This window comes from Apibacter sp., from assembly GCF_025291155.1.
Lineage (GTDB): Bacteria > Bacteroidota > Bacteroidia > Flavobacteriales > Weeksellaceae > Apibacter.
Map to the genome: position 1 here is coordinate 13,688 of NZ_JAMBJZ010000008.1, position 13,590 is coordinate 27,277.

General features: G+C 32.1%; 8 protein-coding genes, 1 other RNA gene and 1 pseudogene. 5 read left to right on the forward strand and 5 right to left on the reverse strand.

Features of this window, described 5'->3' with window-relative positions; all coding sequences use genetic code 11:
* Positions 1-117: 117 nt before the first annotated feature.
* From M3Z80_RS01770 to M3Z80_RS01785, 4 genes are all read right to left on the reverse strand, one after another.
* Complete coding sequence (locus tag M3Z80_RS01770) at positions 118-1,443, reverse strand: alpha/beta hydrolase (RefSeq protein WP_293916962.1); 1,326 nt, start codon at positions 1,441-1,443, stop codon at positions 118-120.
* A gap of 432 nt (positions 1,444-1,875) precedes the next feature.
* Complete coding sequence (locus M3Z80_RS01775; protein WP_293916964.1) at positions 1,876-2,946, reverse strand: endonuclease; 1,071 nt, start codon at positions 2,944-2,946, stop codon at positions 1,876-1,878.
* 317 nt (positions 2,947-3,263) lie between these two features.
* Positions 3,264-4,370 carry a CapA family protein gene (locus M3Z80_RS01780; protein WP_293916966.1) on the reverse strand — a complete coding sequence of 369 codons (1,107 nt, stop codon included), beginning with the start codon at positions 4,368-4,370 and terminating at the stop codon, positions 3,264-3,266.
* Positions 4,371-4,410: 40 nt separating this feature from the next.
* Positions 4,411-4,593 carry a hypothetical protein gene (locus tag M3Z80_RS01785; protein WP_293916967.1) on the reverse strand — a complete coding sequence of 61 codons (183 nt, stop codon included), beginning with the start codon at positions 4,591-4,593 and terminating at the stop codon, positions 4,411-4,413.
* A gap of 45 nt (positions 4,594-4,638) precedes the next feature.
* Here M3Z80_RS01785 and M3Z80_RS01790 point away from each other — a divergent pair, with 45 nt between their 5' ends.
* The 4 genes and pseudogenes from M3Z80_RS01790 (at position 4,639) to M3Z80_RS01805 (ending at position 11,316) form a co-directional block, all read left to right on the forward strand.
* Entirely contained in the window at positions 4,639-5,457 is an 819-nt protein-coding gene (locus M3Z80_RS01790; RefSeq protein WP_293916968.1) for a DUF6427 family protein, read from the forward strand.
* 297 nt (positions 5,458-5,754) lie between these two features.
* Positions 5,755-8,340: pseudogene (mutS, locus tag M3Z80_RS01795) on the forward strand (DNA mismatch repair protein MutS).
* A 322-nt stretch (positions 8,341-8,662) separates the two neighbouring features.
* Complete coding sequence (locus M3Z80_RS01800) at positions 8,663-10,234, forward strand: xylulokinase (RefSeq protein WP_293916969.1); 1,572 nt, start codon at positions 8,663-8,665, stop codon at positions 10,232-10,234.
* A gap of 35 nt (positions 10,235-10,269) precedes the next feature.
* On the forward strand, positions 10,270-11,316 hold the full coding sequence (locus M3Z80_RS01805) for an NAD(P)H-dependent glycerol-3-phosphate dehydrogenase (protein ID WP_293916971.1): 1,047 nt from the start codon (positions 10,270-10,272) through the stop codon (positions 11,314-11,316).
* 289 nt (positions 11,317-11,605) lie between these two features.
* On the opposite strand, the gene ssrA is transcribed toward M3Z80_RS01805, so the two are convergent.
* Positions 11,606-12,007: a transfer-messenger RNA gene (gene ssrA, locus M3Z80_RS01810) on the reverse strand.
* A 432-nt stretch (positions 12,008-12,439) separates the two neighbouring features.
* Here ssrA and dnaN point away from each other — a divergent pair.
* On the forward strand, positions 12,440-13,555 hold the full coding sequence (gene dnaN / locus M3Z80_RS01815) for a DNA polymerase III subunit beta (RefSeq protein ID WP_293916973.1): 1,116 nt from the start codon (positions 12,440-12,442) through the stop codon (positions 13,553-13,555).
* Positions 13,556-13,590: the final 35 nt, after the last annotated feature.

Below are 13,590 nucleotides of genomic sequence, written 5' to 3' on the forward strand. Positions count from 1 at the left end.
TATTTACTAATAAAGCCTACCTCAGATTTATTTAAAATTGGATATTTACAGAGCTTAAAAAAAATTAAAAAACAGGCTCTTTTTTATAAAGCCTGTTTTTTTTATCAATTACTAATGTTAGTTATAAATCGCCATAAAATAGGATGCATTAAGATAATAAGGAATTACTCCTAATTCATGCTCTCCTACAGTAGGTATAAAAGTGACCTTCCCTCCTATTTGATTTTGTTGTTTTGAAAAATCAGAGGCATTTTGGTAATGAACTGACAAATCGGAAACACCATGGGTCATTATAAATTTGCATTTATTTTTCCAAGGTTTTACACTATTTTCTACAAGAATATCATTCACATAAGAAATAGTAGCATCCGTATCTAATGATTTCATAAATTTTTCAGTATAAATATCTTTAGGTCTGTTTGAAAAATACGAATTTACATCTGAATCATAGTGAGTTCCATCGAACCATGAAAGTGATTTAGAAGCATATGGTTCTTTCAAAAAATCAGTAATATTTATATAAGGATAGGCATTTTTTTGATACCCCCATAGTCCATAGGCAATAAAATAATTATGTTCAGTTTTTTTCGAAGCTCTTATTGAATCGATTATTTGTTTCAAATTACAAGGAGTTCCTCCTGTCACCAATAAGTCAACGCTTAAACCATGAGAAGGATTGGTTTCAATTTCACGAGCTAAAGAGGCTGCAATAAAACCTCCTAAAGAATACCCGGTTATAATTAAGTCTTTTTTAAATTTATATCCATTCTTGGTTAAAGTTACCTTTGCTGATTTAAACAAATCTAAAGTAGAATTAACCATTGCTTTGGAATCTAAAAAGGGGTGTTGACATTGTTTATATGAATCCCCAAACCCCGGATAATCAGGAAAGAAAACTATAAATCCGTTATAGGCTTGAATAGTCCAAAAAGCCAAATAATTAAAATGCAAATCATCATCCGTCCATTTAAAACCTTTAAATGCATTAGAAGGAGCTAATTTATTATAAGTATAAGTAGGTGGAGGTGCAATTATTATACGATTTTTTAATGAACTACTGGGAATTAAATTAGTAGGTAATAAAAATACACCTGATACATCTATAGTTTTACCTGAACGATCAGGATGAGCAGTTTTAGTACTAACTTTAAGAACTTGTACAAAGGGTTTGCTTTTATCAGACTTTGAAGGTTCTTTTAATTCTAAATCAGGTAAATTAATTTTAGCCGCAGTTAGTTTATTTTTTATTTCAATTAAATCATTGTAATTTAATGTCCTTATCTTTCCTGATTTATTAGGCAAGCCAAAAGTAGATAGCGTTTCATCGGAAGCTGTTGACAACGAGGAAGAATCTAACAGGCTATCCTCATTACTACAAGATTGCATTATTAATATTATCCCTAAAAGGGAAAAGCTAAAAAACTTAAGAGTAAACTTTTTCATGGTTATTAATTTTATATTTTATTTTTTAATAAGCAAAAATAACAATAAATAAATAATCAATGAGAATAAATATAGTTTTTTTTTATTTATTAGTTATTTAAAATTAATATTAATTTTAATTATATACTTTTTTTATTTCATGAATAACGAACAATCTTTAGTTATAAATTTATCAAATTAGCATAAGTAATTATATTAAAAATAATTTATTGAAATTTTAAACCAATTAACCTAAATTAATTATTTTCGTCAAGTCACATAATTAGAGAGTACCATTGAAGAACATCCTATCAGTTAATTATAATAATAAAAAACACCTTCATTAGGTGTTCAAATTATTACATTTATTAATTCACACTTTTTTTACATCTAACAGTAAAACATTAGTTTTCAAATAATTTCCTTTATATTAACTTCAAATTATATAAATTACTAAGGTTTTCTAAATATTTTAAAATTTTGATTTCCTTTATCAGTAACCAATTTTATAAAATAAATACCTACTTGATTAGGAATTGGAATTCTTTCATCATTAATGTATGTAATGTAATTGAGTAGATTACCTGAAATGTTATAAATATATATAGCCTTAATATTAGCTCCTTTTACATAAACAAAATTATCAGAGGTAATCGTTGGATAAACTTTACACTCAGGCGAATTAATAAGTTCTTCAACTGACATATAACCCCATGTATTTAATGCACTAGGGCCTCCCCAAAGAAGAGTTGCTATATAAGGATTGTCAATAAACGGGTTTCTATTTCCTTGTATGTTGTAAATAACTTCATTTCTTAACTTTTCAAATAACGATGGATCCTTATCGGCATTCCATTTTAGATATAAATCTGGCATTTCAGCACTATATGTATAAGAACTTTCTGCCGTATTTTTTGCTTCGCATTGATACGGATATCTAACATGCATATACATAATTATTCTCGCTATAGCCCCTTTCCATTCATCTCCAGGATAAAAACCTGTAGATGAGACATTGCCTGAGTTTCCCGATCCGTCAGCAAAATTTCTATTGCTGCGTCGTATATTATATTGTTGATCAACAGCTCTTAAATTATGAGCATCAGTTCCGGGACCTCTTGAGGTAGTGATTAGTTTCGGATTTGCTAGTGATTTTGCAAAAACATGTTCCCTCGTCCAAAGCCCTTTGCAAGAAGATTTATGGCAAGATGAATCTACACTTCTGGTTCGATTATGCATGAGATCCTCAGGATCGTCATGATAACCATATATCAACAAAACAGTATTTTGTTGGACATTTTCCGGATCCAAATCTGATAATTTTAAAGTTTTCCAAACATCCGGCTTTTTTGCATTACTATAGTATAATAAAGTGGTATGGGTAGTAGTGAGTAAAGATGAAATATCTGCCTTCAACTCCTCCTTATTTTTTGAAAAATCTATTGAACTGTAATAGCTTGGAATTTGGGCCGATAGCATTAATTGAGCTATTACCCATAAAAAAAAGATATATTTTATTTTCATTAAATAGTATACTTAGTAAGACTGACATAAAAATAAAATATAGTTTTAGATAAAAAAAACAATTATCCAATTATTTTTTTCTTTTTTATCAACTATTTCCTAAGTGTATAGATATCAATGCTAACGCATTTAAATAGCTCAATTGACGAACCAAGACACTATACCAGCAGGTATATAAGAAAAAATAAAATAATTATTCTCCTTTAAATAAATAAGGTAACTTTTCAACAAATTCAAACTAAATAATACAATAATTTAAATCTAGATTCTCCTTGGCTTTGTAAAGAAGTGAATTTAATTTTATATTATTTTAGTTACTAATGATTTGTTTTAATTTCTCCTGATGCTGAAAATTTTAAACGACTATTGGGGAAATCTGTATTACTCAAGTATTTAATATATTTCAATGCCCTATGTTCAGGGTCGATTTCCGGTCCGTTTTTTGATCCTTTACTTTGAAATGTTGAAAGCACTTTGCATGAAATGAAATTCCCTTTAACATCAGTTTTAATTTTAAGAATTGGAGCATTTCCATTAGGACCATTAAGCGTAATTTTTCCGTAAGTAGCGAAATTACCCAAACTGTAGGCAATAAATTTATTATTGTAAATCTCAACTGCTCTTGTTACATGAGGACCGCTACCTATAATAAGGTCAGCACCGGCATCAATACAAACGTGAGCAAATTCAACAACATTTCCACGATCTTCGCCGGCATAAAATTCTCTTTTAAAATGTATACGCTGATAAGAAGCTCCTTCTCCTCCTCCATGAAACATGACAATGATTATATCAGCTTTTGGACGCACTTCTTTTATTATTCTTTTCACATCATCATATTTAGTTGAGCTAACCAATCCGAGATTATGCCCTGCTCCTATAAAAGCATACCGTATTCCATTCTTTTTTTTAATCGCATACTCACATTGATTCAATATTCCTGCATATTGTATTCCCAGAATATCCAGATTTTTTTTGGTTGCTTCTCTTCCAAATGTCCCGAAATCATTACTATGATTATTGGCTAAACTCAAAAAATCAAACCCTGCCTGTTTTAAATACTTTCCATAAGAAGATGGTGTTCTGAATACAAAACAATACGCTGGATTGGAACATCTTTTCGGTTTCCCTCCGGAATCAAATAAGGTTCCTTCTAAATTACCTATAATTAGATCTGATTTTTCTTTAAGAGTAGGAGTAATTCCTTCAAGTATGTTAACTTCCGGCAAATACGTGGATGAGGGATAATTACTTCCCAACATAATATCTCCAACCGCGGTAATCGTTACTGTATCAGATAGAAAAAATAAAGAGTCGCTAGAAATTCCGGAACGGTTTGTTTTTAATTTTAATTCCTTAATCTTATTATCTTCACAAGCTAAGATTAGAAAAAAAGTGGATATAAAAATGAAAAAAAATCTCATAAATATATAGCAATGAGTACTAAGATCTACTAATCAATTATTATAGATGGTCTCCGTCATATTTATTGTCTTTTTGTGTAAAACCAATAATTCTTTTACACCAATACAATAAAAATAAACAAAGAACCACCACATAAAACCAATCCACAAAATGACCAATAATAGGCAATATTTTATAAGACCATGTAAATAATTTCCCAATTCCAAGAATTAATTCAGTCATGATTTAATAGGTTTTTTTATATTTTTGTAGCAAATATATAAAAAAATGTACTCGAACTCCCCTTTTAACAAATATTTTTTTCCCGTTTTCGGCTTGTGGATCATTTTTTTAGGAGTTATTATATTTTATTTGAATTCAAAAATTACTTCTGTTTCTGAGATATGGACAATTGCAACTATCAGCTCGCTATCCTATGCTTTAAATCTCATTACCATCTTATGTTCAAAATTTAGAAAAAAAAGAAAAATTTGGGGAGTAGCCATCTATAATCTTTTATTTATACCATCATGTAATGAATTCTCTAATTTAAACATTGGAATTACCTATTTACTGCTTTCAATGGCGTTATTGTTAATGTTGGGTATCTTTAAAAAATCTTCTCAATTGAAATATTTTAATATTGGTATGCTTGCTTCCATTTCAAGTCTTTTATATTTTCCCACCATTATTATTGTATTTTTATTTCTGTTTATGACTATTGTTAATTATAAAGAAAAAATAAATATATCCCAATATATTGCAGGAGTATTAGTTACGGGTATCCTTGCACTTGAAATAACTCTACTTACCGATTCATTTTCTTATCTTGCTAACTGGGCTAATCAATTAACCATTCCCAAATTTCATTTCGAATATCAAATACCTATTTTATTAATCCTCTTAGTAATATTGATTTTTGGCTGGATAAGCCAATATTCAAATAAAAATATTTCTGAAGATTTATATATTTCTTCACAACATACTATCTTGGTTTTTTATTTATTATTCTGGATTTTAATATATGCTTTTTTTATGGGAGATAATTACGAATTGCTAATATTTGTAAGCCTTCCGGTAAGTCTCATCACTTCAAGGTGTATATAAAAGTATTGAAATACCAATACTTAACAATTCTTAATTTTTATAGCTTAACCATTTTATATTGATGAGTTATTCACATAACCCCTATCCTATTTTAATTATTAAAATGATAATATCTTATTTTATTATATCTCTGCATGACAAAAGTCATAAAAAAATGTTCAAATCCGATTTAAAAGAATTGTTCTACATGGAAAAAAGCCTTCGCTCATTTAAAATGGCAATTTTTAAAATCATTAATAAGTGGTAATTTAGCAAATTCATGTAAATTAACACCTACTATCTATAATCTCATAAGTAATGGGTAAGACTAAAGAAACTCCTTTAATGAAGCAATATAACAGCATAAAAGCCCGATATCCGGATGCTATGTTGCTATTCCGTGTTGGAGATTTTTATGAAACATTTGGAGAAGATGCCATAAAAGCTTCCAAAATTTTGGGAATTGTACTCACTAAAAGAGCTAACGGACAAGCTACTCATACTGAGTTAGCCGGGTTTCCACACCATTCATTAGATGTATATTTACCTAAATTAGTGCGTTCAGGACTTAGAGTTGCCATTTGCGATCAGTTGGAAGACCCCTCTATGGCAAAAGGAATAGTTAAACGCGGAGTTACAGAATTAGTTACCCCTGGAGTTACCTTTAATGATAAAGTTTTAGAGGCAAAAAGCAACAATTTTTTATTGTCCGTACACCAAGAAAAAAATTTATATGGTATGGCTTTACTTGACATCTCTACAGGTGAATTTCTTGTTGCTGAAGGAGATGAACACAAGCTCCATCATCTGATTGATAATTTTAAGCCTACCGAAATCATTCATCAGCGAAACCGCCCCCTACCTTTTGCACATCAAGCATATGCTTTTCAATTGGACGATTGGGCATTTCAGTATGATTATGCTTATGACAAACTAACTACACATTTTAAAACCAAATCTTTAAAAGGTTTTGGTATGGATCAAATGAAAGCAGCCATCATTGCCGCCGGTGCAGTTTTTGCTTATTTAGTTGAGGATACACATCATAAACTACTTGATCACATATCCAATATCCAACGATTGCCGCAAGAAACCTTTGTTTGGATGGACGATTTCACCATAAAGAATTTAGAACTTATAGGCACTTCCGATCCACAATCGGTTTCGTTATTAAAAATATTAGATAGAACCCATACGAATATGGGAGGAAGAATGCTGCGAAGATGGCTTCTCACTCCTTTAAAAGAGATAAATATTATAAACCGTAGATTGGATGTAGTTGACTTTTTTTTAAAATTTCCGGAAATTACTTATAGTATTTCCGAGGAACTTAAAGGCATATCAGATGTTGAAAGGTTGTTGGGAAAACTGGCCGGAGAACGTATTTCTCCTAAAGAACTTGGATATTTAAAAGATTCTTTAGTTAACTACCTTCATATTGAAAAAATCCTGAAAGATGAAAATCATAAAACGCTTAAGAATTTTGGAGAGTTTAAAGATTTAAAAGAGGTAGTTTTACTGTTACAAACCCAACTACATGATGAATTACCCGTAGCTTTATCGAAAGGAAACGTTATAAAAGAAGGTATCTCCGAAGATCTCGACAAATTACGAGAACTTAAAAATCACGGGAAAGAATATTTAGAGAATTTATGCTTACGTGAATCGGAAAAAACGGGGATTCCTAGCTTAAAAATAGATTTTAATAATGTATTCGGATACTATTTAGAAGTTAGAAATACGCACAAAAATAAAGTCCCCTCAGATTGGATTAGAAAGCAAACTCTTGTTAACGCTGAAAGATATATAACTGAAGAATTAAAAGAATATGAAACACAGATTCTGGGAGCCGAAGAAAAAATAAGTATTTTGGAATCCGAATTATTTAAAAACCTCTGCCAAAAAATAAAAAATAATTTGATTGATATTCAACATAATACTTCTCTAATTGCAACCATCGATACCTTACTTTCATTCGCAGAAGCAGCACAGGATAATTCTTATACTCATCCGCAAATTACTGACACTAAAACCATTGACATAATAGAGGGCAGACATCCGGTTATAGAAAAACAGATCCCTTTAGGAGAGTCTTATGTAGCGAATTCAGTTTATTTAGATGATCAAAAGCAACAAATATTGATGATAACAGGCCCAAATATGGCGGGAAAATCAGCGTTGCTAAGACAAACAGCACTTATCGTTTTAATGGCACAAATAGGCAGTTTTGTACCGGCAAAAAATGCAAGTATCGGGATTGTAGATAAAATATTTACCCGGGTAGGTGCTTCAGATAACTTGTCTAAAGGTGAATCTACCTTTATGGTGGAGATGAATGAGACAGCAAGTATACTGAATAATATATCCGATCGTAGTTTGATTTTATTAGATGAAATAGGAAGATGAACAAGTTCCTATGAAGGGGTCTCCATAGCTTGGGCAATTGCCGAATTTTTACATGAACACCCTTCTCACCCTAAAACACTTTTTGCAACTCATTATCACGAGCTTAATGAAATGACTACCTCCTTTCCCAGAATAAAAAATTTTAATGTTAGCATTAAAGAATTGGACGGGACCATTGTATTTCTTAGAAAGCTCATACCCGGAGGAAGTGAGCATAGTTTTGGTATACATGTAGCAAAATTAGCGGGTATGCCTACTGTTTTAACTCAAAGAGCAGAACAAATTTTGAAAACATTGGAAAACAATAGTTCTAAAGAAGAATTTAAAGAAAGAACAAAAACCTTAACAGACGAAAACATGCAACTGAGTTTTTTTCAGTTAGACGATCCTGTATTAGAAAATATTCGAGAAGAGCTATTAAAAACAGATATCAATACATTAACACCTATAGAAGCCTTAATGAAATTAAATCATATAAAAAAGATGCTCGGAGGATAATAATACTTATGCTTCTAATAACAAAACACATATCATAATTTTAAAGGATAAACTCTATTTCTATTAAAAAAATAAAACATTATTTATATATTAAGTATAAAAAATCAATAAAATTATCTATTTAAAAAAAACAAAACAAGAGTTTGTATATTATCCCATTCACAAAAATCAATTTTTAAATTCATTTTTCTTTCGATTAAATTATAATATTACAAATATTAGTAAAAAAAGTTTCGTTTAATACTTGCATAGTTTCGATTTAGTAAATATATTTGTTTAATTGACTTTCAATTAAACTAAAACCACAAAAAAATTATAAACTATGGACACAAAAAAAGCACATGACGGTCCTTTAGTAATTGCTATCGATTCTTCAACTACGTCTACCAAAGCAATTATTGTTGATGAAAACGGACATGTTTGGCATACTGCTAAAAGAAATATACAACTTCATACACCTGCTATGGATTTTTATGAACACAACCCGATCCGTTGGTGGGAAACTACTAAAGAGTGCATTGGAGAAGTATTGTCAAAACTTTCTTCTAAAGACAGAGAAAGAATTTCAGCTATTGGGATTACCCATCAACGAGAAAGTTTTGCTCCCTTCGATAAAAACGGCATTCCCTTACGCAATGGGATTCTCTGGCTGGATGGTCGTGCAACAAAGCAAATCAGAGCCTATGGTTCTCAGCATATACACGATCTTTCTGGAAAACCTCCTGGTGTTACTCCCGGAATATATAAAATTGCCTGGTTGAAAGAAAACGAGAACGAAATACTAAAAAAAGCACATAAAATCGTTGAAGTACATGGATATATCGCATGGAATCTTACCGGAAAATGGATTTCTTCAGTAGCTGCCACGGATTCTCTAGGATTATTAGACATCCGTAAATTTGACTATAGCGATGAACTATTAAATATAGCTGGGGTAAAAAGAGAACAAATGGCTAATTTAGTACCTCCCGGAGAGATTATGGAAGTATTGAAATCGGAACTCGTTGCAGAATGGAAATTATCCAAACCTATACCTGTCATCGCGGGATTAGGAGACGGACAGGCGGCAGGAATTGGTGCAGCTGCTGTTTCCCCAGACATAGCTTTTTTGAATCTAGGGACTGCCGTTAATGCGGGAGTAGAAAGTACAAATTACAAATGCGACCCAATCTTTAGAACTCATGTTTCAGGAATTAAAGGAAATTTCGTTTTCGAAATTTTACAATCCTCCGGATCTTATCTGGCCGGATGGTTTCGCCAATCCTTAGGAGACCCTAAATTATTAGGAGAGCCTGATCCTAGATTAGATGAAGAAGCTTCTAATATTCCTCCTGGATGCGAAGGACTTGTTACTTTACCTTATTGGAATGCTGTACAAAGCCCTTATTGGGACTCTGTTGCAAGAGGAGCAGTAGTAGGTTGGAGAGGAACCCATTCTAAAGCACATATGTATCGATCCATTTTAGAGTCTATCGGATTTGAAATGAAATTTAATCTGGAATCTATCCAAAAAGGCACGGGAGTAAAATTAAAATCAATTCGGGCTATGGGTGGAGGAACTCGTTCGAAATTATGGCGACAAATTATGGCAGATTCTATAGGACTCCCTATAACAATTTGCTCAGAAGATGAGATTTCTGCTTTAGGCGCAGCAGTCATTGCTATGGCGGGAATAGAGGCTCACGGGGCTAAAAATGTAGCCAATGCAGCGAAATATATGGCCCAGTTCGGAGAAACCATAGAACCCGATCTAACCCAATCTGAAAGATACAAAGAAGTTGCTGAAATACAACATAAATTATATCCGCAATTAAAAAATGTATTTGAACAACTTTACATTCTTTCTGAAAAGTATCCATCCACTAGGCCGGAATCACCTAAATCAGAATTATAAATAACTAAAATTTACAAAATATAAAAACTAAAAAAATGTCAATAATCACAATATTAGGAGCTGGAGCCATGGGATCAGGCTTATGCACCCCACTATGTAAATCAGGCTGGGAAGTACGACTATGGGGGACATGGTTGGATGATCATTTAATTGATGCATGCGAAGCGGGAAAACCTCATCCGCGAACTAAAGTACCGCTTGCGAAAGGAGTTAAACTATATCGTTCAGATGAACTAAATAAAGCACTGGAAGGAGCTGATGTCGTTGTAATGTCTGTTGCTTCTGTAGGTGTACCCAAAATTACCGAGATGGCTTTGGAGGGGATCTCAAAAGGAAAAGCACTTTGGTTAACATCAAAAGGATTTTGTCCCAATCAAGAGGGTAAAATCCAACTTCTTCCAGAAGCCATTCGAACTATCGCACGTCAAAAAGGAGTATCAATACCTCCTATTGTTGCAATTGCCGGTCCAGTAAAAGCCAACGAATGCGCAGAGGGCAAACCGACCGCAACTATTTTTGGATGTAAGGATATAAAGGTTTCTCAGATGTATGCTAGAGAAGCAAGAACGGATGTATACTGCATAGAAGCCACCGATGATGAAACCGGAGTTGAGATCTGTGCTCCTATGAAAAACGTATATGCTATTGCTCTAGGAATTGCAGATGGATTGGAAGAAGGAACGGGATTTCCTCACCATAATTTGAAAGCGGCAACTTTTAACCGTGCAATCAAAGAAATGTCTTTATTGGGACAGGCTCTAGGAGCACGAATGGAAACTGCCTTCGGTCTACCGGGAGTAGGTGATTTGGAAGTCACAGGATTATCCGGCAGAAACAAAGTATATGGTGTAAGAATAGGAAGGGGAGAAAAAGCTAAAGAAGCATTAGCAGAAATGGACCGTTTAGAGCAAACAGTTGAAGGTGTACCGGCAGCAGGACTCGCTGCAAAATTAGTGGAGCAATCAGCACCGCACTTGAAAGAAGAATTGACCTTATTAAAAGCAGTAAATGAAATTTTAGCCGGAACAGACAGACCTGTAGTTCAAGTTATCTCCGAAGCGGTTCTTCCCAAAAGACCCTAAAGAAATAGCTGGTTAATTTCATCATATTTGTACTATTTAATTTTAAAAGTTCCTGAATGATCAGGAACTTTTTATATATCATACAATAATTACACCCGCCTCTTATTAATTTTATGTTTTTCTCTTTTTCAGTTAAAAATACCATACGGTTAAATTATTCTGTATAACTTAATTGATAGAAATATCAAAAACATGCTACTATATGGCACAATCTAATAAATTTAAAACGATAAAATCTTTGTTATACTCGCATATAAAAAGAAAAACCCGCTATTTGAGCGGGTTAAAAAAGTGGAGATGGAGGGATTCGAACCCTCGTCCAAACAAGCAATACGCAAGCTTTCTACATGCTTAGTGAATTGTTAATTTTCGTCCGCTTGCTGAGAATTCACACTCTACAAAAGGCTTATCATCAAAATTTTCGAACAGAATCCGATGCTTATTCTGTTCTATCTCCACATTCCCGTGCCTCTTTACCAAACGCCGCAGAGAAGGGCTTTTGAGAGACATTTAGCTTCCTTACCTTGTAAGGAAATCGCTTAGACCTACTATGATTCAGTCTTAATTAAGCAGCTAAAGCGTATTCTTCGTTGCCAGTTATAATTTTGTAATGGAAGATTTACGAGATTACACTACGTGACTCGACATGCTTACTTACCCATTGAACTTGCAGTCAAAACCGGTCATCCCCAATGGATATTTTAGATTTTTTAGTCTGCAAATATAACAATTTTTTAATTGTAAGAACACATTATCTTAAAAATTGTTTATATAAAAAGTATTTCACATATATTATTACTATTTACAATTTTTATTAAAAAAATAAATTATATTTAGATTTCTTCATATCAAAAAAATTACTTATTATAATCATTTTAATTAAAAATCTCAAAAACAAAATTATCAACTGTTTAATTGAAAAATATTTTGAAAATAGAAATTATCTTTTTATCATAATAATAAGATTTTTTTTTAGACAAAAGAATGAAATACATCATAAAGAATTTTTTATTTATACATTTATCAAAATAGATACTCAAATTTTTTCAATAAAAAATAAAAAAAAGAGTTTGATTTAGAACTAAAAAAACTAATTTTGTAAATATTAAGAAAAAATTCATATATGAAATTCATAGTTTCAAGCGGAGAATTATTAAAGGCATTACAATTAATAAGTGGAGTTACCGGAGGAAATTCATCTTTACCTGTATTAGAAAATTTTTTATTCGATCTAGATTCTGATAAACTAACCATTTATGGATCTGATGGTGAAACTACTATGAAAACCAGCATCCAGGTTCAAAGCACAGATAAAGGCAAAATTGCAGTTCCTTCAAAGCTACTTACCGATACAGTAAAAACATTTTCCGAACAACCACTTTCCTTTTCCCAAGAAGGAAATCAATTGGAAATTGTGGATGAAAAAGATAACTACTTCATAGCACTGGATGATGTAGATCAATACCCTGTATTACCTGAATTAGACACAGATAAATCCATAACTATGAAAGCATCTGTGTTAGGAGAAGCTGTAGCTAATACTATTTTTTCAACCGGAAATGATGCCATGCGTCCTGTAATGACCGGCGTACTTTTTCAATTTACCGATTCCGAATGTCGATTTGTTGCAACAGACGCACATCGTTTGGTAAAATATACTAGAAAAGATGTTTCCGCCAATGAAGAAGTTGAATTCATCATGCCGAAGAAACCGCTGACCTTATTAAAAAATGCTTTGATTGCCTATGATGATGATGTGATTATTGAATTTAATGAGACCAATGCACGATTTACCCATAATGAAACCCAGTGGGTATGTAGATTGATAGATGGTAAATACCCCAATTATGATGCGGTAATACCAAAAGAAAATCCTAATGTATTGACTATAAATAGACAATTATTCTTAAGCTCTTTAAAAAGAGCCTCCTTGTTCTCTAATAAATCAACTTCGCAGGTACGCTTAGCATTAAACGGAAATTTACTTAAATTAAGTGCTGAGGATATTGACTTTTCAAATAAAGCTGATATGAGCCTTCCTTGTGATTATAATGGAGAAGAATTAAAAATAGGATTTAATTCTAAATTCTTAAATGAAATGTTAAATAACATTTCATCCGAAGACATTACTCTTGAAATGTCAACTCCCAATCGTGCTGGAATTATAAAACCGGCTAACGGACTCGATGAAAATGAAGATATACTGATGTTGGTAATGCCTGTGATGCTTAATAGCTAAAATAAATTTAAAATATAAACCACTTTTTTCTTCTT